Source organism: Clostridium sp. TW13 (assembly GCF_024345225.1).
Lineage (GTDB): Bacteria > Bacillota > Clostridia > Clostridiales > Clostridiaceae > Inconstantimicrobium > Inconstantimicrobium mannanitabidum.
The window spans coordinates 2,445,400-2,469,606 of record NZ_BROD01000001.1 but is presented as its reverse complement, the minus strand read 5'-3'; the positions used below and the strand labels follow the sequence as shown (position 1 = coordinate 2,469,606).

General features: G+C 30.2%; 19 protein-coding genes. 15 read left to right on the top strand and 4 right to left on the bottom strand.

The annotated features are described in order from the left end of the window. The first annotated feature begins 96 nt into the window (after positions 1–96). The 9 genes from OCU47_RS11975 to OCU47_RS11935 all read left to right on the top strand — a co-directional run bounded on the left by OCU47_RS11975 (position 97) and on the right by OCU47_RS11935 (position 10,679). The gene (locus OCU47_RS11975) at positions 97–759 is read left to right on the top strand and encodes an ABC transporter ATP-binding protein (protein ID WP_261828832.1); all 663 of its coding nucleotides are present in this window, start codon (positions 97–99) and stop codon (positions 757–759) included. Beyond that, positions 759–1,877 (top strand): FtsX-like permease family protein, encoded by a 1,119-nt coding sequence (locus OCU47_RS11970; protein ID WP_261828831.1) that lies wholly within the window; start codon positions 759–761, stop codon positions 1,875–1,877. Before OCU47_RS11975 ends, OCU47_RS11970 begins: the two co-directional genes overlap by 1 nt. Continuing rightward, positions 1,878–2,993 (top strand): ABC transporter permease, encoded by a 1,116-nt coding sequence (locus tag OCU47_RS11965; RefSeq protein WP_261828830.1) that lies wholly within the window; start codon positions 1,878–1,880, stop codon positions 2,991–2,993. It abuts the gene before it with no gap. 138 nt (positions 2,994–3,131) lie between these two features. Beyond that, positions 3,132–5,009 carry a S8 family peptidase gene (locus tag OCU47_RS11960; RefSeq protein WP_261828829.1) on the top strand — a complete coding sequence of 626 codons (1,878 nt, stop codon included), beginning with the start codon at positions 3,132–3,134 and terminating at the stop codon, positions 5,007–5,009. Continuing rightward, positions 4,996–6,711, top strand: coding sequence for a S8 family peptidase (locus OCU47_RS11955; RefSeq protein ID WP_261828828.1), 1,716 nt, complete (start codon positions 4,996–4,998; stop codon positions 6,709–6,711). Before OCU47_RS11960 ends, OCU47_RS11955 begins: the two co-directional genes overlap by 14 nt. Before the next feature lie 219 nt (positions 6,712–6,930). Next, positions 6,931–7,824, top strand: a complete 894-nt coding sequence (locus tag OCU47_RS11950; RefSeq protein WP_261828827.1) for an NUDIX hydrolase — start codon at positions 6,931–6,933, stop codon at positions 7,822–7,824. A gap of 18 nt (positions 7,825–7,842) precedes the next feature. Continuing rightward, positions 7,843–8,640 (top strand): ribose-phosphate diphosphokinase, encoded by a 798-nt coding sequence (locus OCU47_RS11945; protein ID WP_261828826.1) that lies wholly within the window; start codon positions 7,843–7,845, stop codon positions 8,638–8,640. A gap of 18 nt (positions 8,641–8,658) precedes the next feature. Further along, the gene (locus tag OCU47_RS11940) at positions 8,659–9,213 is read left to right on the top strand and encodes a cysteine hydrolase family protein (RefSeq protein ID WP_261828825.1); all 555 of its coding nucleotides are present in this window, start codon (positions 8,659–8,661) and stop codon (positions 9,211–9,213) included. Next, positions 9,210–10,679 carry a nicotinate phosphoribosyltransferase gene (locus OCU47_RS11935; RefSeq protein WP_261828824.1) on the top strand — a complete coding sequence of 490 codons (1,470 nt, stop codon included), beginning with the start codon at positions 9,210–9,212 and terminating at the stop codon, positions 10,677–10,679. Before OCU47_RS11940 ends, OCU47_RS11935 begins: the two co-directional genes overlap by 4 nt. Positions 10,680–10,762: 83 nt before the next feature. Here the strand turns inward: OCU47_RS11935 and OCU47_RS11930 are convergent, their stop codons facing one another. Beyond that, positions 10,763–11,971 carry an FprA family A-type flavoprotein gene (locus OCU47_RS11930; RefSeq protein ID WP_261828823.1) on the bottom strand — a complete coding sequence of 403 codons (1,209 nt, stop codon included), beginning with the start codon at positions 11,969–11,971 and terminating at the stop codon, positions 10,763–10,765. Between the two features lie 281 nt (positions 11,972–12,252). Here OCU47_RS11930 and OCU47_RS11925 point away from each other — a divergent pair, with 281 nt between their 5' ends. The 5 genes from OCU47_RS11925 (at position 12,253) to OCU47_RS11905 (ending at position 21,320) form a co-directional block, all read left to right on the top strand. Beyond that, entirely contained in the window at positions 12,253–12,408 is a 156-nt protein-coding gene (locus tag OCU47_RS11925; RefSeq protein ID WP_261828822.1) for a hypothetical protein, read from the top strand. A gap of 1,130 nt (positions 12,409–13,538) precedes the next feature. Then, on the top strand, positions 13,539–16,403 hold the full coding sequence (locus OCU47_RS11920) for a cohesin domain-containing protein (protein ID WP_261828821.1): 2,865 nt from the start codon (positions 13,539–13,541) through the stop codon (positions 16,401–16,403). Between the two features lie 183 nt (positions 16,404–16,586). Next, positions 16,587–18,164 carry a glycoside hydrolase family 9 protein gene (locus OCU47_RS11915; RefSeq protein WP_261828820.1) on the top strand — a complete coding sequence of 526 codons (1,578 nt, stop codon included), beginning with the start codon at positions 16,587–16,589 and terminating at the stop codon, positions 18,162–18,164. A gap of 125 nt (positions 18,165–18,289) precedes the next feature. After that, a complete protein-coding gene (locus tag OCU47_RS11910; protein WP_261828819.1) occupies positions 18,290–20,506 on the top strand; it encodes a glycoside hydrolase family 48 protein in 2,217 nt (738 codons plus the stop codon). Between the two features lie 670 nt (positions 20,507–21,176). Continuing rightward, positions 21,177–21,320 (top strand): cyclic lactone autoinducer peptide, encoded by a 144-nt coding sequence (locus tag OCU47_RS11905; protein ID WP_261828818.1) that lies wholly within the window; start codon positions 21,177–21,179, stop codon positions 21,318–21,320. A gap of 22 nt (positions 21,321–21,342) precedes the next feature. Here OCU47_RS11905 and OCU47_RS11900 read toward each other — a convergent pair whose 3' ends face one another. Beyond that, entirely contained in the window at positions 21,343–21,819 is a 477-nt protein-coding gene (locus tag OCU47_RS11900) for a GHKL domain-containing protein (RefSeq protein WP_261828817.1), read from the bottom strand. Positions 21,820–22,228: 409 nt separating this feature from the next. On the opposite strand from OCU47_RS11900, the gene OCU47_RS11895 reads away from it, so the two are divergent. After that, positions 22,229–22,528, top strand: a complete 300-nt coding sequence (locus OCU47_RS11895; RefSeq protein ID WP_261828816.1) for a hypothetical protein — start codon at positions 22,229–22,231, stop codon at positions 22,526–22,528. A gap of 139 nt (positions 22,529–22,667) precedes the next feature. Here the strand turns inward: OCU47_RS11895 and OCU47_RS11890 are convergent, their stop codons facing one another. Both OCU47_RS11890 and OCU47_RS11885 read right to left on the bottom strand, forming a co-directional pair. Then, the gene (locus OCU47_RS11890) at positions 22,668–23,402 is read right to left on the bottom strand and encodes a LytR/AlgR family response regulator transcription factor (RefSeq protein WP_261828815.1); all 735 of its coding nucleotides are present in this window, start codon (positions 23,400–23,402) and stop codon (positions 22,668–22,670) included. 19 nt (positions 23,403–23,421) lie between these two features. Further along, positions 23,422–24,021 (bottom strand): accessory gene regulator AgrB, encoded by a 600-nt coding sequence (locus OCU47_RS11885; RefSeq protein WP_261828814.1) that lies wholly within the window; start codon positions 24,019–24,021, stop codon positions 23,422–23,424. Positions 24,022–24,207 lie beyond the last annotated feature (186 nt).

The following is a 24,207-nucleotide window of genomic DNA, read 5'->3' as shown; positions in this document are numbered from 1 at the left end:
AGTAACCATGGTCATATAAACATATGACTGTGGTTACTTAATTTTTTTACTTAATCAATATAAAATAGAATCAATGAACGAAGAGGAGTGAAGATAATGTTAAAAGGTGAAGGATTAAATTATATATTTGATATAGGAAAACCATCAGAGTTTCAAGCTTTGAGAGATGTTAGTGTACAGTTTGGAGATAAGAAATTATACGGTATTTTAGGACCATCAGGAAGTGGAAAGAGCAGTTTGTTGTATTTATTAAGTGGTCTTAGGAAGCCTACAAAAGGAAGGGTATTATTTGACAATAATGATATATGGAGTTTAAAAAGTAATGAATTAGCTGAATTTAGAAATAAGAATTTTGGTTTTGTTTTCCAAAGACATTTTCTAATTAATTATTTAACAGCTCTAGAAAATGTATTGGTTCCTGTTAATAAGGACTTTAAGAAATATGAGGGGAGAGCTAAAGAATTATTATGTGACTTAGGTCTTGAAAGCTGCATAAAAAAGAAGCCTTTTGAAATGTCAGGAGGTCAACGCCAAAGAGTTGCTATTGCAAGGGCTCTCATTAATGAGCCTAAAATAATTTTTGGGGATGAGCCTACGGCATCTTTAGATCATGAAAATGCTATTGCAGTAATGGAATTTTTAAATAGTTATAAGAATCACGCTACTATAATTGTAGTTACTCATGATCAATCAATATTAAAAGAGGCTGATGGTCAGATTCGTATTATAGATGGAAGCTTAAAGGAAGGTGACTTATAATGAGTCCTCTAAGTGTATGGAAATATCTAAAGACTCATAAGAAAAAAGCTATCAGTTCTTCAATTGTTATTGGACTTTGCATATTTATAGTTTTATTTATGCAGCTTATTGTAAGGAATATGGTAGATGGATTTAGTTTATCTACTGGAAGATTAAATTATTTTTCAGAGGCTATAAGTAAGGATGATAAAATACTAGATAAGGTAGTAAATGATTTGAATAAAGCTGATAGTATTGAAAAAATAATTCCATCAATCATTATGACCAGCAGCACAAAAAATACTATTGGCATGGATTCAGGATTTGTAGTATATAAGATGGAAGAAAAGGATATCAACTTTACTATGAATAAGTTAGGATTATCTTTGCAGGAAGGAAAAATTGACACTTCTAAAGAAAATTCAATAATTTTGAGTGACATGGTAGTTAGGAATAAGAAGTTAAAAGTTGGAGATAAGATATCTAAAGATACAGATCCATATTTTAAAATATCAGGTGAGTATGTTTTAACTGGAGTAATTAAAGGAGATATTAACTTAGGTTTTGTTCCTATGCAGTCAAATAAACATAATTTAACTTCAGCTAAAAATTATCTATTTTTTTGGAAAGATGGCTTCAGAAAAGAGCTAGACTCAGAACTTTTACAAAATAGAAGTAAGAATTTTGATGTTACAAATTATGATATAGATTGGAGTGATAGTCAAAATTTTAATTCTTCTTTTACCTTCATGTGTAATCTGTTAATTATCATTATAGTTCTAGTACAAGCAGTTATTATAGGTTTTACAAATTATTCAGAATATTTTCAGAGAAAGGAAGAGTTTGGTATTGAAAAGGCATTAGGTTTTAAGGTGAAGAACATTTTAGCTAGAGTCTTCAATGAGATATTCGTTATTAATATATTAGCGTTTGTGGTTGGTATAGCTTTAATTGTATTATTTATAGGAATAGAAAGTTTTAGAGTTACTGCAAGAGGAGTTCCGGGGTATAGACTAATAGTATCAGATGTTTTAAAGGTAGCTATATTTCCTGTTGTAACCACTATATCTTCTGTTTTTCCTGTAGCCAAACTTATAAGAAATGCAGATACAATAAATATAATAGAGGGGGGACATTAGATGGAACCATTAAGCACATTGAAATATATAAAGAATAATTCAAATAAGATAGTGGCTCAAATTATTTCATTATCTTTAGGAGTAGCTATAATATATTTTTTCTTTGCTTTTGGTGGGGGCTTTATAAAAAATATTAATAGATTGATGCATTCCCCTTTTGAAAACAAAGCAATATATATGGCCAATAAACCTGAAACAGCACTAAAGGATTTAAAACAATGCCGAGAAGAAATTGAAAATGCAGGTGGTGTAGAAAAAGTTTTAGATGCAAGTATAAACTCCACTTCTATGAAAACTGTTTTAGGTACCGTTGGATGTAGGGCAGTAGGGCTTAAAAAAGATGATATTAAATATATTTTTAAAAATGACAATCTAAAGCTTACACAAGGCAGGATGCCAGAAAATGATGGAGAAATATTAGCAAATGAGGATTATGCTAAATCTAAAGATTATAAACTTAATCAGTATATAGGTAATGATATAAATATCTTGGAAGGTATAGAAGGTAAAAAGAAAATAGTTGGTTTATTCAAAGCAGATGAAATTATGGTATTTTACGTTGATAAAAGCCTTGAAGATAAACAGAATGTTAGGGGATTTATTACAATCTTCAATGACTACAAACCTGTAAAAATAGTTGATGAAAAATACAAAAAATCAATAACTATTATGGATGTGGCATGGACAGAAACTTTTACTAAATCTTTTGAAGCAGCTTTTATAGGGTTTGGAATATTTATTGTGTGTGTCATGATAGCTATAGAATGGGTTATTTTAAATAACTTGATTTATATAAACTTAATATCTAGAAAAGAATCAATAGCATTGATGTGTGCTGTGGGAATGAGCCAGAAAGAAGTTAAAAAAGTTGTACTAAGAGAGCAGTTAGCTGTAATAATTATTGGATTTATTTTAGGAACAATAGTTGGTATTTTAGGAGTAGAAATATTAAACTTTGCTTATTTGGATCCTCATGGACAGACTATAAATATATTCGAACCAATATATTTATTAGGCTCCATATGCTTATCTATAGTAGTATTTTTAACTTCTAGAGTGCCTCTTAGGAAATTCTTTAACAGAACTGATATAATGGCAATATTAGAAGGAAGATAAACAATTTTTTGGAGGCGTATGCCTCCATTTTTCATGTGTTGAGATAGTTAGAATTTATAATTCAATATGTTTCTTTTTATGAATAATTTGCATAATCCTTAAATATTACTAAGTATGAGTAATATTTAGGGGTATATGGTGGCGAACTTTAAAAATTGTAAGCTTTATTATACAGATTCACCTGATTTTTTAGTAGAATACAGAGGTAATTTTAAAGAAGAAATATCTAAAATTACTTATGCTTGTGGTGACGTACTTACTAATACATTAGCTGTTATTTCTACGCCTTATGAAAACTTAGCTAGGCTCCAACAAGATGTGCCATCAATTATATATATAGATCAAAGACGTATGTTTATTGCCCAAGATATATCGCCTTCTGATGTAGACAATATAAATAATATTAAAATTAATCCATATTTAAATTTAACAGGTAAAAATGTATTGATTGGAATGGTTGATACTGGTATAGATTACTTAAATCAAGAATTTATAAGAGAAGATGGTACTTCACGGGTAGAGAACTTATGGGATCAATCGATTGAAGATTATAAAGATACTTCAGTATATGTAGGTGTTACGTATACTAATGAGCAAATCAATAGTGCTATTAATGCGAAAAAAAATAATCAAGATCCATATGCAATTGTTCCTTCAAAGGATATAGAAGGACACGGAACTAAAATAGCAGGGATTATAGGAGCGAGGGGGTATAATGGCCAATTTCAAGGAATATCTATAGATAGCAATTTTGTTATTGTAAAATTGCTAGAATCAACTAATTTTAAGAATAGATTAGCAGCTAATGGAGTTGATTATGTTCCGATTTATAACAATTCTGAAGTTGTAGCAGCAATAGAATACTTAAAAAATTACTCCATAAAGGTTCAAAAGCCTATGGTAATATTTATAGGAGTTGGAACTACAGAAGGTAGCCATGATGGGAATAATCTGGTGTCTAGATATATAACAGCTATAGGAACAATTAGGGGAATAGTTGCAATATCAGGAACAGGAAATGAAGGAGCTTCAGAAGGACATGCTTCGGGATCTATCTTGAATCAAGGCGATATTTCTACTGTGGAATTAAGAATATCCAAAGAAATGCAACTTTTTACTTTTGACGTGTGGGTGAGAATCCCTAATACTGCTTCAATAAATGTAATTTCTCCTAATGGGGAGGAATCTAAATTTATTAAGTCTAAAATAGATAAGACAGTAACAATCAAATTTATTTTTTTGAATACCACAATGACCGTAGCTTATTTCACACCAGAGCACTATACAGGACATGAGATGATACAGCTTTCTTTTACTAATATGAGACCCGGTATATGGGTGTTGCAATTAAGAGGAGAGTATATAACAGATGGAAGATATGATATATGGCTCCCTCCTGCTAAAACTCTACCACCAGGCACAAAATTTCTAAATTCGGATCCTAATACCACATTAACAATTCCATCCACTGCAAGAAAGGTTGGAACCATAGCATACTTTGGGAATAACAGTGCTCTCATCCCTACATCAGGAAAAGGGTTTAATGCAGATGATGTTATTATCAATCCTGATATTGCAACCTTGGGTGTAAATATATTGACAACGCAGCCTAGTGGAGGAGTTACTACAGTTACTGGAAGTTCAGCAGCAGCAGGCATTGTGGCGGGAGCTTGTGCATTATTGCTTCAATGGGGAGTTATAAATGGAAATGACACCACTATGTATTCTACAAAAGTAATAACATATTTAATTCATGGAGCTGATAGAAGTAATCCAGCGTATAGATATCCAAATAGAGAAATTGGATATGGAAAATTTGATTTGGTAGGAACCTTTGATATAATAAGCAGAAATTATAGGGTGGATAAATCATTAAGTGGAGAGAGTAGGCAGAGTGTAGATGATTTGATATCTTGGAAGGATGAGAACCATTGTCGTTATTTTGAATTTTATTTTAATAATTTATTTATAAGAATTCCAAAAGAAAATATGGAGGAGTATTATGAAAAAAACTAATGCACCAAAGGATATATTTGTGAATAGAAATTTGGATCATTATATGGTTCAATACCAAGGTGATATTGAAGCAGAAATTTCTAAAGTTCCTGGTTATTATGTAACAATAATAAATGATAAATATGCTATTGTATCTGTGCCTAAGAATGTTGAAATAAATATTGATAGACCATATATAAAATCAATTGTATATGTTATGCCAGCAGATATGCTTACTTTACAGGAAATTTCACCAGTTCAAGCTACTCAAGTTGATTTTTTGCAGCAACAGCTACCTCTAAATTTAACTGGAGAAGGTGTAGACGTTGCTATTGTTGATTCAGGGATAGATTATTTAAGTGATGAATTTATGAATGAAAATGGAGAAACAAGAATTCAATGTATTTGGGATCAAAGTATTTTAGCGGAGCCGCAAGAAGATGAAATTTACGTATCATTTGGAGCCATTTATAGAAAACCTAGCATAGATCAAGCAATCAAGGCAGGTACACAAGGAAAATCACCTTATGATATTGTGCCTACAAGAGATACTATTGGCCATGGTACTAATATGGCTGGAATAATTGGAGCTGCAGGGAAAAATCCAATGCTGAAAGGAATGGTACCTAAGTGTGATTTTGTTGCAGTTAAACTAATAGAGGATTATTCATATGAAGCTCAATTTAATATAAAAATACCCATTTTTAATGTAACATCAATTTTTGCTGCTTTAGAATTTTTATTTGAATATGCACTTACAAGTAAAAAGCCAATGGTAATTTATCTTCCGCTAGGAAGCTCTTTAGGAAATCATAAAGGCAACGGGATTTTAGAGGAGTTTATTGAACAAATTGCTGGAACTAGTGGGATTTTAGTAGTTTCAGGAGCAGGAAATGAAAGAGATACAGGTGGACATACTTCTGGTATTATTACAGAACCTAATGCAGTTACTGCAATGGAATTGCAGGCATCACCAGAGCAAAAGTACTTATGGATAGATGTATGGATTGATTTACCTAATATTATGACTATTGATATAGTATCTCCTTCTGGTGAAAGTAGTGGGGTTTTTCCTATTGTTATTAACGAAGTCAAAACTCATACCTTCATTTTTGAGCAAACCTCATTAAAAATTAATTATTATTTTCCAGAAGAAAATACTGGGGATGAATTAATAAGAATTAGATTCTACAATTTGCAGCCAGGCATTTGGATACTTAGATTACATGCAAACTATATTTTAAACGGAGTATATAATGCTTGGCTGCCACAGCGTGGAATAACTGTAGGAAATACAAAATTTAGTGCTTCAGATCCCTATGGAACTTTAACAAACCCTGGAAACTCTGTTTATGTGATAACTGCAGCAGCCTACAATCAAAATAATAATAATGTGCTCGATTATTCTGGAATGTCTTTTCGAGAAAGATTTATTGGTAGAGTTGATGTAGCAGCAGGTGGTGTAAATGCCTTAACTGTGGCACCTAATAATACTACAGCTGTTGTAAATGGTACAAGTGTTTCAGCTGCTGTTGTAGCTGGAGCCTGTGTGATGCTATTTCAATGGGGTATGGTTCAGGGGAATAATCGTAATATGTATTCTCAAACTGTTAAGGCATATCTTTGTAGAGCAACAGTTAAAAGAATAGGAGACATTTATCCAAATGCACGGTGGGGATACGGAATATTAAATGTGCTTCAAATGTTCGAGAGTATGATATGAGTGTTAAGTAAAAAAACTATACAACAAAAATTAATTAAAAGTCCTGGCTAAGAGTCATGGGCTTTTTATCTGTTAATTCAAAAGAAATTCTTTGTTTTTTATAGGTGTATATTTTAAATTTGAGGTTTTTTATAAAAAGGCTTTACAAATAAATACAGATGATGTATTATAAATACATAAAATCAAATTGATAATATCTATTTGAGAGGAAGTATAACGATGAATCTAAAAGAAAATGAAAAAAGTGAAAAAGAATTTTTGGAAGACTACAATATTGAAAAATATGAAAGACCAAGCATTACAAATGATGTGATTATTTTCACTACAGATGATATAAAAGAAGATAATCTTCGTAAAGTTCCCAAAAAGGGAATGCAGATATTGCTAATAAAGAGAAAAGAGCATCCTTGCAAGAACAAGTGGGCAATTCCAGGAGGCTTTGTTCAAATGGATGAAAATCTAGAGGATGGTGCTAGAAGAAAGCTAAAGGAAAAAACAAGGATTGAAAATGTGTATATAGAACAGTTGGGGACTTTTGGTGATGTGAAGCGTGATCCTAGAACAAGGGTGGTTAGTGTGGCTAATTTGGCGCTAATAGCTAAGGAAAATATAAAGTATACACAACCAGAAGCTAATAAAGAAACTCAATGGTTTTGGATAGAAAAGAAGGTAATAGAATCAAATTCTTTGAAAGGCAGTGTTGAAAATAGATATAAGTTAACCTTTACATCTGAAAATGAAGATATCAAAATGGAATATGAAATTATGGAGAATATTAGAAAGACAATTTTACGAGAGCGGGAAGTTACTTATAAATTATTAGAAGGAAGTAGTGCTGAATTAGCTTTTGATCATTACAAGATAATAGATTATGCTCTTGATAGGCTTAGAAACAAGGTGGAGTATACACCTATAGCTCTAAATTTATTGCCAAGATTATTTACAGTTAAAGAACTTCAAAATGTGTATGAAGCAATTATGGGGAGAGAAATATTAAATTTTAGAAGAAAGATGGATAATATGATAGTTGAAACGGATGAGAAAATAGATGGGAAGCCATTTAGACCAGCTAAGGTATTTAAGTTTAATGCAAATTGGGAACATAATTTTTAATTTATGAGGTGAATAAAGATGATTAGTTTAAATGATAAGAAAGTTGAGATAATTAAATTCCCAAATGGGGAGTCATTAATTAATAGTAATACGCTTAATATGCAAGAAAATAATGAGATAAAACTTAAGTTTGAGAATGATGAAGATTTAACTCATCTAATGTTTTTAAAAAGTCATTTAGATGAATTTAGACTAAAAGCTAGTTTGATATTTACTTACATGCCTTATAGCAGAATGGATAGGACAGAAGGAATGACAGTTTTTACTCTAAAATATTTGTGCAAATTGATAAATAATTTGGATTTTCAGCAAGTGGTTATATATGAACCGCATTCAGAAGTATGTGTAGCACTTTTAGATAGAGTTAAAGTAATAAATATGTCTGCAGAAATTACTAAGAGTTTGTTAGAAGAATTTAAATCAGCAAAAGAGGAAGTATATTTAATATATCCAGATGCAGGTGCTGCAAAGAGATATGGAAAGCAAATTCATTACGAAAATATTTTAACTGCCACTAAGGAAAGAGATTTTAAAACGGGCAATATAAAAAAATTAGAGCTTAATGGAACAGTGAGCAAGAAAGGCTTCAAAGCTATTATAGTTGATGATTTATGTTCTAAGGGAGGAACTTTTATTCTAACTGCAGAAAAGCTTAAAGAAATAGGTGCTTCAGAAGTTTATTTAGTGGTAACCCATTGTGAGAATACTATCTTTGAAGGTGAAATTCTTAAGAATGATTTAATCAAAAAAGTCTACACAACAAATAGTATTTTAAATGAAGAACATCAGAAAATTAATATAACAAAAATTATATAAAAGGGAGAGAGATAGGTTATGAAAAAATTACTAGTAGTTATAGATTATCAAAAGGATTTTGTAGATGGTGCATTAGGCTTTAAGAAGGCTGAAACTTTAGAAGAAGGAATTTATAACAAGGTAAAATCTTATTTAGATAGAGGAGATAAGGTGGTATTCACCTATGATACTCATTTTGAAAATTATTTAGAAACAAGGGAAGGCAGAAATTTACCAATTCCTCATTGCATTATAAATTCTGAAGGACATGATTTATACGGAAGATTAAAGGAGTTCAAAGGCGTAAAAAACACATTTCATTATCAGAAAAGATCTTTTGGTATAGATCCAAGCACAATGTTAAAGATTACTGAAGAAGTTGGAAATGATATAGAAGAAATAGAGTTAGTAGGAGTAGTAAGCAATATATGTGTAATAAGCAATGCTGTAACATTTCAGTCTCAATACGTAGAGTCAACTATAGTTGTAGATGCAAGTCTTTGTGCTAGTTTTGATCCTTGTTTACATGAAGAAGCATTAGATGTTTTGGAATCATTGCAGGCAAAAGTAATAAATAGAGGTGAAAGATTATGATAAACCCACTATTGCTAACAGATTTTTATAAGACTATACATCATATGTGTTATGCACAAGGCTTGACAAAATTAGTAAGCTATTGGACCCCTAGAATGTCAAGAAAAGAGGATATGGATAAGGTAGTCATGTTTGGACTTCAGCCTTTTATAAAGAAATATTTGATTAGTTATTTTAATGAAAACTTCTTTAATAGACCTAAAGATGAGATTATAGCTGAATATAAAAGGATTATTTCTAGAGCTATGGGAGAAATAGCAGCAGATACTGAGCATATAGAAAAATTGCATGATTTGGGATACTTGCCTATACAAATTAGAGCTGTGGAAGAAGGGACAAGGGTTAATATAAAAACTCCAATGATTGAAATTACAAATACTCATGAGGATTTTGCTTGGCTTGTTAATTATCTAGAAACTTTTATGAGCTGTCATATTTGGCAACCAATGACCAGTGCTACTATTGCCTATAGATATAGAGAGATTATTGAGAAGTATTTTGAGTTAACAGTAGAAAATGGTGAGCCTGCTAAAGCTTGTGGTGACTTTAGTATGAGAGGATTTAGTTCCTTAGAAAGTGCAGAATCTAGTAGTGCAGGACATTTGTTGTCCTTTACTGGAACAGCTACAATACCTGCAATTGTGTATTTAGAGGAGTATTACAACTGTGATATTGAAAAAGAAACTGTGGCTCTTGGTACTCCATCTACAGAACACAGTGTAATGTGTAGTTATGGACAAGATGAACTTTCTGCATATAAAAGATTGATTAATGAGGTATTTCCAACAGGAATATTGAGCATAGTTTCTGACACCTATGATTATTGGAATGTTATAACGAATTTACTACCAGTTCTAAAGCAAGATATTTTAAATAGAGATGGTAAGATTGTTATAAGAGGGGATAGTGGAGATCCAGTGAAGATTATTTGTGGGGATAATGAAGCATCAAAGGATAGTCCAGCCTATAAGGGGACTGTAGAATTACTATGGGATTTATTTGGAGGATCAATAAATTCAAAAGGATATAAGGTTTTAGACAAGCATATAGGAACAATTTATGGTGATAGTATTACAGTAGAAAGATGTGATGAAATCTGTAAACAGTTGGCTGATAAAGGTTTTGCTGTAAGTAATTGTGTATTTGGAATAGGCTCTTACACTTATCAATTTAATACAAGGGATACCTTTGGATTTGCATTGAAGGCAACTCATGCTGTGATTAATGGAGAGGAAAAATTTATATTCAAAGACCCTAAAACAGATACAGGAAATTTCAAAAAATCTCAGAAGGGTATGTGTTATGTATATAGAGAAGGAGATGACATTTTATACAAGGATCAATTAACTATTAAAGAGCAGGAAGCTTATACAGATAACTTGTTGATTCCTGTATTTAAGGATGGAAAACTTACAAGAGAATATTCCTTGAAAGAAATAAGAAATAGATTGAATAAGAAATTTTAATTAAATAAAGTAAGTAAAAATAATGCCTTGAGGTTAATATTTAATCTCAAGGCGTTTATCTTATATATGAATTATGTGAAATGCTATTGCATTGATTTTACAAATTCTACACCAAAGTCAAAAGCCTGTTGTAATTCCTCATCACTTGGATTGAATTTTATCTTTAATGGCTCTAATGGTGTTTTAAATTTAAGTTGAACAAATCTCTGTTGAATATTTTTTGTTGCCTCTCCACTCCAACCATATGAACCAAAGCAGGCTGCATATTTTCCTTTATGGATTGCAGGGTTTAGAGTATAAAGTAAAGATAAAACAGGTGGAAGAGCATCTGCAAGTATAGTTGGAGACCCTATTAGAAGGCCAGATGCTTGTTCTATTTCTTTGATAACTTCATCTTGTTTTGCAATGCTTAAATCATAGACTAAAACCTCATATTGATCATTTGTAGATTTAATTCCTTCTGCTATTTTGTTAGCCAGTTTTTCAGTAAAGCCATAAGCAGATACATAACCTAAAATTATACTTGGAGTTTTTCTCTTCTCAACAGTTGACCATTCTTTATATAAAGCTTTGTATTTATCTATATATTCTCCGCTTAAAACCATTCCATGTCCTGGGCAAATATATTTAATATCTAGGTCGTTAATTTTTGTTAATGCAGTAAGAACAAAAGGTTTAAATGGTCCTATTATCATGTCAAAATAGAACTTAAAGGCCTTAAGATATTCAGCATCTTTTTCTTTTTCAAGATCATTTCTAAAAATTTTATCTGAGCAATAATGAGCTCCAAAGGAGTCGCAAGTAATAAGTGTTTTTTCCTCTTCAACATACGAATACATTGTATCCGGCCAGTGTAAGTTAGGTGCTGAAATAAAGCGAATAGTTTTATTTCCAAGATTTAATGTTTCACCTTCCTTAACAACTTGACTTTTAAAAGGTTTGTTTACAATTTGTTGAAGAAATAGTATTGCTTGAGATGAACCAACTACTGTTGCATTTGGTGCATATTCAAGCAATTTGGCTGCTGAACCGCTATGGTCAGGTTCAGTGTGGTTTACAACAATATAATTTATAGTACTTGGATCTACAAGAGATTTAATTTTTTCAAGATAATCATCAAAAAATTTATCCTTTACAGTTTCAAATATAGCAGTTCCTTCGGTACCTTTTAATAAATATGAGTTATAGGTAGTACCAAACTCAGTTTCCATTATAACATCAAATACTTTAAGGTTTGGATCTAAAGAACCAACCCAAAATAAATCAGGTGAAATACTTTTAACATTTTCCATAATCAACACTCGCTTTCAACAATAATTACTATTAATTAATAACAATTATATAATTTTTAACTTTAAAAGTCTATACTCTATTTTTGATAGTTTTTAGTTTTATATTCTTAAAATACAATAAAAGTTAGGTATATATTATTATTATTTTGTAAAAATAAAATTAGGATGCGGTAATTTATTAACGGAGTTATAAAATAAAACTATTTTAGGCATTTGAAAATAAACTAGCAGATATACTTATTTATTTTTTCAAGATGCCTTATTTGAAAGGAATGATGAATATGAGATATCGTAATCAGAGAGAACATACAAGGGAAGAATCACTAAGAAATGAAACTAAAACAGATCAATCTATGTCAAAAAATAGTTTTGTAACTACCATAGAAGAACCAGCTCTAAATGAAAGTGGTGTAATAGCAAAGAAAAAAGGATTCTAATACAATAAAAAAGCTAGAGAATGTTTCTCTAGCTTTTTTATTTTTATTAAAGGTATTAAATATTGAGTGTGTTGGTAAGTTAATAATACAATATAAACTTCTAATTTTATATAGATTTTCACAAACCATCAATATCTGCTCGTAAAAGCTGAAAAAGCTTGTCAACATACTTCATGATAAAAAAATAGTGTTTAAGGATATTTTGTAGAAAATAAAAAAAAGCCGGAGAATTATCCTCCAGCTTTTTTTTATTTTATTAAAGGTATTAAATATTGAGTGTGTTGGTAAGTTAATAATACAATATAAACCTTTAATTTTATATAGATTTTCACAAATGGCCAATATTTGCTCGTGAAAGTCATAAAAGCTTGTCAACATATTTCACGCTTAAAAAAACGGCTTTTAAGAATATTTTACAAATGATGGTTAAAGTTATAAGAATAATCTTCAAAGTTTAAAAGGAAATTTTGAGTTTTATTAATTATCAAGTGAAACTTGATTCAGGTGGGGTTTGATCCCCGTCTGAATCTTAGTTGAACTTATCCAGGAGCGTGCAGCCGTTATCTCCAACTTAAAGAAGTTGGAGTGTTACGGATGCTAGCTATCGGATAAATAAATTATTAGTAATGAATAAGCAAAATCCTTAGATGAAGCAAAGATTTCAACTAAGGATTTTTTTGAATGATATTATATCATGAAAAATAATTAAATGCAACAAAACTGTCATTTTGTACTAGGTATTATAGCATAAATGAATTTTTGAAATAAAAATTTACTTTGAGATTATTATTGGTATAATTATGAAAAAATGTAGAATTTGCTCTTGAAAGGATAGATAATTGAGTTATAAAACGAAATGCAAAGTAAGAGAGAAAATTGATATTCAAATAATGATTGAAATTATTAAAAAATGACTTAATTTCAATCATTATTTGAAAAGGTATACAGAGGCAGATAGATAAAATTAAATATAATAGAGCTGTTTATTAAATTACAAGCTCTTATTATAAATTAAAGAATTCTTATTAAGGTTTTAAGTATCCCAAATCATAATTTATTTTGTGGAGGTGAAGAAGTAATCTAATTATAACTTAACTGGTTTTATTAAAAATAGGGAGGAAATAATTTAAATGAGAAGATTAAAACTTTTTGCTATTATTGCAGCAGTATTAGTTACTGTAGGAATTCAACAAACTAAAGTTGTTTCAGCGGCAGAAAAGGCTAACTCAAAGGTACAAATGGATAATGTGGATACACGAAATTTGGACAACACAGTTGTTTTAGGCGCAGAAAATAAAGTGAATGGAGTTGCTCAAGATAAAAAAGCAGACGCTAATAAAAATTTAAATGCTGCAGTAGATGTTAATGCTCATGTAAAAGTGGGAATGTTTAATGGAAGTACAAGCTCTTCATCAAATTCTATTAACCCTAAATTTAAAGTTACAAATACAGGAAGTTCTTCAATCAAGCTATCAAATCTAAAGTTAAGATATTATTACACATCTGATGATAATAAGGAACAAAGCTTTTGGTGTGATTATGCTGCTACCACCAGTGGCACATATTCAACTTTAACTAGTAATGTAACAGGAGTCTTTGGTAAATTGAATCAAGCAGTGACTAATGCAGATAGTTATTTAGAAATAGGATTTAACGAAGCTGCAGGAACCTTAGAAGCTGGTCAAACAATGGAAATTCAAACTAGAGTTTCAAAGGTTGATTGGTCAAATTACACACAAAGTAATGATTATTCCTTTGATAGTAAGGATTCAAATTATGTTGAAAGTGATAAAGTTACAGCAACTTTAAATGGGACAACTTTATGGGGAGTTGCACCAGATGGAAAAGTAACAATTGATCCAGTTATTACCACAGAGTCAGCAACCTTTGACAAATATGTTAAAAAAGCTGCTGATATAAATATAGGAATTAAATTTAATGATAATGTGTTAAAAGCATTAAGCTATTATAATGGAACTTCATATGTTCCTATGGTAAAAGAAAAGGATTACATTGTTACGGATGCAGGAGTTACTTTAAGTAAAGATTTTCTTTCAACTTTACCTTTAGGCAAAACTACAATTTCTTTTGATTTTGATAAAGCAAGTTCAAAAATTGTTACAATTGAAGTTATTAATTCAACTCCAAGTTCAGTTATAACTCCAGCATCTTCAGTATACGATCAAAGCAAAAAGGCAGATATTCCAGTGACAATAACTTTTAATGACAATACTCTTGTAAGCATAAATGATGGTAAAAAGGATTTAACTGCAGGAACAGATTATATATTAAAAGATAATGTAGCAACATTAACTCAAGCATATCTTGATACATTGCCAGTAGGAGATTCAGTGCTAACCTTCAAGTTTAGTGCTGGAGATGTACAAAAACTTACAGTGACTGTAAAACCTGTAGTAATGAATTTAAATGTTGTAATAGGAAATGCAACAGGTAAAGCAGGAACAACAGTTGTAGTGCCTGTAACTGTTAAAGGAATCACTAAGAATGGAATGAATGCATGTACTTTCACTTTAAGCTATGATAAGAATTTATTTGAAAATGTAAAAGTTACTCCAGGAGATATATGTGTAAATCCAGATGCAACATTTATACCAAGTGTAGATGCGGCAAATGGTTTAATTAATATTTTCTACTGTGATTCAACAGGAGAAGAATTAGAAGCAATATTAAAAGATGGTTTATTCTTTAATATAAGCTTTGATATAAAGAATGGATTAAAGTCTCAAAGCAGTGATGTAAAAGTAAGCGATTCAGGTAACTTTGTAGATACAAAAAGCAAGGCTTATAGCTTAAATTACACAAATGGTTCAATATCAATAGTTGGAGAACAAGTTGTAAATTCAGCTATAACTCCAGCATCTTCAGTATACGATCAAGGAAACAAAGCGGATATTCCAGTAACAATAACTTACAATGGAAATACTCTTGTAAGCATAAATGATGGTAAAAAGGATTTAACTGCAGGAACAGATTATATATTAAAAGATAATGTAGCAACATTAACTCAAGCATATCTTGATACTTTACCAGCAGGAGATACAGTGCTAACGTTCAAGTTTAGTGCTGGAGATGTACAAAAACTTACAGTGACTGTAAAACCTGTAGTAATGAATTTAAATGTTGTAATAGGAAATGCAACAGGTAAAGCTGGGACAACTGTGGTAGTGCCTGTAACTGTTAAAGGAATCACTAAGAATGGAATGAATGCATGTACTTTCACTTTAAGCTATGATAAGAATTTATTTGAAAATGTAAAAGTTACTCCAGGAGACATCTGTGTAAATCCAGATGCAACATTTATACCAAGTGTAGATGCGGAAAATGGATTAATTAATATTTTCTATTGCGATTCAACAGGTGCAGAATTAGAAGCAATATTAAAAGATGGTTTATTCTTTAATATAAGCTTTGATATAAAAGCAGGAGCTAAAGAAGGAACCACTGATGTAAAAGTAAGTGACCCAGGGAACTTTGTAGATACAAAGAGTGCAGCTTATAACTTAAATTATACAAATGGTTCAGTAACAATAGTAGGAGTACCAGTGGATAAGTTTTCTACTAATATAGGAGCAGTGGAAGGAAAGGCTGGGGATACGTTAGTTATTCCAGTTTCACTAAAAAATATTCCAGTATCAGGCATATCAAGCCTTGATTTGAAGTTTAAGTATGATTCTAACTTAATTGATATAGTAAGTGTAGCACCAGGCAGTATAATTGCTAATCCAAAGGCTAACTTTAGCTACTATGACAATAAAAATAATAATTTATTGAGTATGTCATTCTTAGATTTTGAAGCAACAGGTAAAGATTTGATCAAATCCTCAGGAGATTTGGTATATATAACAGTAAAAATTAAGGATACAGCAACTCCAGGTGTAACAAAGTTATCAGATAATGGAGAAACTAATTTTGGAGATGCTGATGGAAAAGATTTAATCTTTGTATTAAACAATGGAACAATAACAATTCATTAATAAATAATTAGTATATTTCAGTAATACTCAAAAATTAACTATTGATAATTACCCTTAATATAGAATAAGAAATTCTTAAGCTCAGAGTTAGTTTATTTAAAGGAAGTTCCCCTCCTTCTCTGAGCTTAAGGGTAACTTACATTTTAGTACATATTAAAAATTAAAGTGAGAGGAGAAATATTTATGAGAAATAAAAAAAGGTTAGCCTTGGTTGCATTAACTACAATGATATTTTTAACTTCAATCACACCAGCAAGAAAAATAAAAGCAGATGAGAATTTGGATTATTCTACAGCGTTAAAAGACTCAATTATTTTTTATGATGCAAATAAATGTGGAAAGGATGCAGGAGTAAACAATTATTTTACCTGGAGAAGTGCATGCCATATTGATGATGGAAAAGACAAGGGTCTTGATTTATCAGGTGGCTATCATGATGCAGGAGATCATGTGAAGTTTGGCTTGCCACAGGGGTATGCAGCTTCAGTTATGGGATGGGCATTATATGAATTTAAGTCTGGTTTTGATTCATCTCAAAATACTGACAAACAGTTGCAGCAGCTTAAGTATTTTACAGATTATTTTCTAAAGTGTCATCCTAATACCAATACATTTTATTATCAAGTTGGAGATGGTGATACAGATCATGGTTATTGGGGAGCACCAGAAAAACAGACCACTTCAAGACCAACATTATATGTAGCTGATTCCTCAAATCCAGCATCAGATGTATTAGGTGAGACTTCAGCAGCACTTACTCTTATGTATTTAAATTATAAGAATATAGATTCAAATTATGCCGCAAAGTGTTTACAGGCAGCAAAAGAATTATATGCTATGGGAAAAACAAATCAAGGATGCGGAAGTGGTCAAACCTACTATAAATCAAACTCATATGGAGATGATTTAGCTTGGGCTGCCATTTGGCTATATATAGCTGAAAGTAATAATCAGTATTTAATGGATGCAAAACAATTTATAATGTTGAATTCCATATCACTTAATGATAATTGGACAATGTGTTGGGACAGCATGAAATTGCCAGCTGTTCTTAAATTATCAGATGTAACTGGGGAAAAACAATATAAAGATGCAATGGATTTTAATTTTAATTATTGGAAAAACACAGTAAAGACTACTGCAGGAGGATTAAAATATTTATCTGACTGGGGAGTGTTAAGATATGCAGCTGCAGAGTCAATGCTAGCTTTAGTATATTACAAAAATAATAATGACGAATCTTTGAAAACATTTGCTAAATCACAAATTGATTATATATTGGGCAAAAATCCAGCCAATATGTCCTATGTTATAGGCTTTGGAAGTAAATGGCCTAAACATCCACATCACAGGGCTGCAAATGGATATACAAATGATAATCATGATAATGAAAAAGAAGCTAAAAATCTAATTTTAGGAGCATTAGTTGGAGGACCTAGTTCCAATGATACCTATGTAGATGATATAAACCAATATCAGTATACAGAAGTAGCCATCGATTATAATGCAGGTTTGGTTGGAGCACTAGCTGGTATGGTTCAATATACTAACAATATTTCAAAAAAATTAGGAGATGTCAATTCAGATGGGAATATTGACATCAACGATTATGTGGCAATGCAAAAATATGTATTAGGAAAGGATGTTAACATTAACAAAATCAACGCAGATGTCAATTCAGATGGCAATGTAAATTCTAAGGATCTTTTGATATTAAGAAAATATCTATCAAAGCAAATACCAAGTTTTCCTGTTCAATAAATATTAGATATTAATTTGATTGTTACCGGTTTGTTTTAATTTATTTGAAGGGAGGATAGTTTAGTAAAAAATCATAGAACGACTGGTTACTAAAATAAATTATAAGAATTAGGGGGAAATATAAAATGGCAAAAGCAAAGTTTAAAGTGACCTTAGCTTCAGTTCTTTGTGGCACACTTTTTTTGACACCAATACTTTCATCTAATAGTGCTAGAGCAAATACAACTGGTGATCCTGCTAAAATTGATGAATATCAACAACGTTTTCTAACCATGTGGAATAAGATTCATGATTCAAAGAATGGCTACTTCAAAGATTTTACTTCTGATGGAAAAACATTAAAGGTTCCATATCATTCAGTTGAAACTTTAATGTGTGAGGCACCAGATTATGGGCATGAAACTACTAGTGAAGCTTATAGCTATTATATGTGGCTTGAAGCTATGTATGGCAAGTTTACAAAAGACTGGTCAAAATTCAATGATTCTTGGGATTCTGCTGAAAAATATATTATACCTCAATCTAAGGATCAGCCAGGAATGTCAAAATATAACCCTAATAGTCCAGCAACTCTAGCTAATGAATATTTAACAACAGATAAATATCCAAGTAAATTACAGTTTGGAGCTCCAGTTGGACAAGATCCTATTAGTGATGAACTTAAAAATGCTTATGGAACCTCAGAAATGTATGGAATGCACTGGCTTTTAGATACAGATAACTGGTATGGTTTTGGAAATCATAATGATGGAACTAATACTAGCCCTTCATATATCAATACTTTCCAAAGAGGACCATCTGAATCTGTATGGAAGACTGTACCTCAACCATCTTGGGATGAATTTAAATTTGGTGGAAAGAATGGTTATTTAGATTTATTTACTGGAGATAATAGTTATTCTAAACAATGGCGTTATACTGATGCGCCAGATGCAGATTCTCGTGCAATTCAAGCCACCTATTGGGCTGATGAATGGGCAAAAGAACAAGGTGCAAGTGTTAGCAATGATGTAACTAAAGCATCAAAGATGGGTGACTATTTAAGATATTCTATGTTTGATAAATATTTTAAGAATATAGGTGTAGGTTCTGGACAACCATCAAATACTAGTGAGCATTATCTATTGTCTTGGTATTATGCATGGGGAGGTGCAGCTGACGGTGGTTGGTCATGGAAGATTGGCAGCAGCCATAATCATTTTGGATATCAAAATCCTATGGCTGCTTGGGTAATGTCTAAAGATAGTGATTTTAAGCCTAAATCAGCTAATGGAGCATCAGATTGGGATAAGAGTTTAACTCGTCAATTAGAATTTTATCAATGGTTACAATCTTCAGAAGGAGCTATAGCAGGAGGAGCAACTAACTCTGTTACTACAGAAAGTGGTAGTTACAGTCAATATCCAGCAGGAACCCCAACCTTCTACGGAATGGCTTATGATTGGCAGCCAGTTTACCATGATCCACCAAGCAATAATTGGTTTGGTATGCAAGTATGGTCAATGCAGCGTGTAGCAGAGTATTACTATCAAACTGGAGATAAGAGGGCACAAGCTGTACTTGATAAATGGACAAAGTGGGTAAAAGATGTAGTACAACTTAATTCAGATGGAAGCTATGCAATACCATCAAATCTATCTTGGTCAGGTCAACCAGATACTTGGAATGGAACTTACACTGGAAATCCAGGTCTTCATGTAAAGGTATCAGACTACACTCAAGATGTAGGTACAACTTCTTCTTTAGCAGATACATTACTTTACTATAGTGCTGCTACTAAGAAGTACTCTCAATATGATGATGCTTCAAGACAACTTGCTAAGGATTTGTTAGATCGTATGTGGAATCTATATAAAGATGATAAGGGTGTATCAGTGCCAGAGGCACGTGCAGATTATAAGAATTTCTTTGATACAGATGTATTTGTTCCACAAAGCTATTCAGGAAAAATGCCTAACGGAGATGCAATTAAATCAGGAATTAAGTTCATAGATATCAGATCTAAATATAAGTTAGATCCAGACTTTAAGAAAGTAGAAGATGCTTACAAGAATGGCACTGCTCCAGTATTTAATTATCATCGTTTCTGGGCACAATCCCAAGTTGCACTTGCTAATGGAACTTATTCAATCTTATTTAAGCCAAGTGTATCTCTAAAAGGAGATGTAAATGACGACAATAAGATAGATATTAATGACTATGTTCTATTACAAAAGGTTGTATCAGGTAAAGCTCAAGATGGTTATGATAAAGATAACGCGGATGTTAATAGCGATGGCAAAATAAATTCAAAAGATTTATTAGCATTAAGACAGCTTATTACAGCTAAGCAAACTAAATAGAAGATAGATATTAAGAAAAAATAGAAATAGTAATTGTAGGACTGAGTCTTATGATTACTATTTCTAGCTTATAAAGAGGAAAATATAAGCATATATTTATATAAAAGTATAAACAAATGTTTATAGAAAAATATAAAAATATATAAATATTTATAGTAAAAATCAGGGATTGGAGAAAAAAAGTCTATTTTAGGATTAGCTTGATATTAATATAAAGCATCAAAATATTTTATAATATGAAAGAAAAAATTTAGATACCATTAAATTTTAGAATAACTTACTAAATTAATAATATATATGTAATAATCAAAAAAGATATTGTATAATATATCTAAATTGGACTTAAAATTACAAGTAATATTTTATTTATTAGAGAATTATGTGGAAGGCGATAAAGCTTATATAGTAGCCGAAGGGTGCATAGTGCCACCTATTATCTATGTAGAAGTATTTCATAATAATGCTGGTAGACAAACTATAATGCATCAAAATTTAAGCGGGATGGTTCTATACACATTTTTATAAACATATAAGACATTTATAGTTACATAGGTATTTTATGTATGTTTTTTATAATAGAATTATTTTATAAATTAACTAGAACTAATAGCTATTGCTTATAATTTGGGTTCAATAAACATATAGTTTTACAAGGGGTGTGATGGGCAAAATGAAATCAAAAGAATTTAAAAAATCTTTAGCTCTAATTCTTTCATCTATAGCAATGATGGTTGCAGCAACTGCAAGTTCAATGTGTTTTTATTGGTGGTATGAAGAACCAAGTATGCCAAAATCTTTATATAAACAAGATTAAATAAAAGAAAACGATAACTAATTTAGTTGTCGTTTTCTTTTATTATTAATTCTTGTTTAAATAATCCATCTTCAAGTTTTGTATTTAGAAGAATATTATTGTAATCATTGTTAATAATATTTCTAATTGTTTTTAATCCTATACCATGATTTTTTCCTTTGGTAGAATAATTATCTTCATATAATTTGTAGATAGGAGGAATATTATTAATACAAGAATTATTTATGATGAATATAGTCATATTGTTATTTTTAACTATAGCAAAATGCACTAGTTTCTTTTCGCATAAGAGAGATGCCTCTATTGCATTATCAAGAAGAATTCCAATTATTCTACATATATCTATGGTTTTTATGTTTATTTTTTCTATATTTTCTATTAATTCAATTTTTGTTTCGATTCCTTTAGATTGTGCATAAATTAATTTTGATGAAACGAGCGCTTTTAGTGGAATTATTTTGATATATTTCAATAGTGCTAAATGTTTATCTTTAGACATAATTTTATAGCTCTCGGGTAGTATTTCTTTATTATAGTATTCTTTTAGACCGTTAATGTCCTCAGTGTCAATAAAATCTCCCAGAGTAGAAAGAATGTTCAAGTAATCGTGTTTAAATCGTCGCAAGTCAGTGTATAAGTTTTCTAACATGTTGGTATAATTTTGTAATTGAGAATATTCTTTGTTAAGATATTCTTGTTTTAATACATTGACAATTATTTTAGTAAAACTGTATAAGAAAACTAATATCATTGTAAAAAAGGTTAACATTAATAATTCATGAAGAAAAACATCAAAGTTACTGAAATAGATATTAAGGTGTTTGTATATAGTTAAATATTCTAAAAGTAAAGCTAAAGTAATGATTACACTTGCTAATAGGTATTTTAATTGTTTGTGTTGGTGAATTTTGATATATTTAAAATTGAGTTTAAAGAGCAGTTTACTTAATATTTTGCTAATAATAGTACTAAGAATAAGTATAATTACTCCTATAATAGAATATAATTTTATATTTGAAGATACTGCTTTATATTGTATGTTAAGTAATGTTGAGCAGATTAGTCCAGTAAGAGTGTCACTAATTATAACAATAATAATACTAAACAAAACAGTTATTATAGAATATAATATGTTTTTACTATTAATATATAAATATATACTTGAACTAAAAACAAACAGAAATAATGAAATAGTGGCAAGTTTGTAGAAAAATAAAATTGCAAGAATTAAATAACTAATTAATGAAAATAAAAGTAAGCTTTTTTTACTTAATTTTATAAGGCTTAAATTAAGCATAGGAATTAACATCATTAACATTAGAATTAATGGATAAAACAAATAGAAAATTACTTCAGACATTTCTGTAACAACCCCTTTAGGTACCTTTGAGCCACATAGCAAGTTTCACCATTCACCATTTCTATTATTAAATTATCTTTATCGATGGATCTTATTTTTTTGGTATTCACAAGATAAGACCTATGAGGCTTATAGTAAGCTGAGCTTACTTTTGTTTCAATTTCTTTTAAAGAACCATAAAATTCTGAATGTCCAGTTTCAGTATGTACCCTGATTTTATGTTCTTTACTTGAGGTTTCAAAGAATAAAATTTCATCTAAGCTAAAGAATATAAGGTTATTACCTATTTCTAAAGATATAGCATTGGTATCCTTTATGTCCCTATATTTTTTAAGTTTAATCACTTCTGATATACATTCATCAAATTTTTGTATTAATATTTTTTTATCAGCCTTTAATATATAATCCAAAGCTTGTACTTTATATTGGAAAGTTAGTAGAGTTAATTCAGTATGAGAAGTTAAGAATATAATAAATCCATTTGGATCTATAGTTCTCAAGGTTCTTCCAAGAGCTAAGCCGTCCATAGTATTCTCTAAATCGATATCAAGTAAGTATATATAGTTATCCTCATCTGAGTTTTCTACAAACCTAATTACTTCATGTGGATCACTACAAGATAAAGCAATGCTTATGTCCTTACATTCTATATCTTCCATAAGAATATTTTCAAATTGTTTTCTTTGTTGATTATTATCTTCACAAAGTATCAGTTTTAGCATATTATTTTCCCCCTTAAATTTATTTCACACTTAGGTAATTTCTATAATTTTTTTTAAAAAGCATATATGCCATTGGCGTAATCATCATACATTCCTCGAAAGTAGCAAAGGTAATGAGACTCGCATACACTTCATTTTTTATTAACATAGCTATGCAGAAAAATAAAATTAAAGTTATAATAGAATTTATTTTTAGTGATTTTCGTAACTTTTTGCTTACAAGAGGTCTCTCTGCGGTATCTGCAGGAGCATATAAACATGTAAGTATAAGATTTACTGCAAAAAATATAATTATTACTACCTTATTAAAAGGAAAGTATAAAGATAGATATACATTTCCTAAAAATGCAATGTAGTTTATAATAACGCACTGGAAACTTGAATTAGCATGAACTCCACATGCAAATGTTCTTAAAATAGCAAAAAATATAAATGCAATAAATGTATAATACAGTACATTTAAAAAATAAGCTGTAGCAAATAAAATAATCATTTTAACAATGTTTATAAAGATAACTTGTACACCATAATTGATTTTCTCTAAGTCTTGTTCCGACGTATCTGTATTTTGTTTTATGAAGTTAGTGCATTTCTCACTTAAAATAGCACTAATACTCATAAGAATTCCCCCTTTAAATGATAAAAATAGATATTAATTCAATATAATAATATACTGTTTTAATTAATTTTACCATATAATTAAGAGATATTTTTTTATAAATATTATAAACATGTTAAAATATATATTATACTTGATAGCGAGTGGAAGCTTATGCTAAAGTAATGAGATGAAATGTAAATTAGA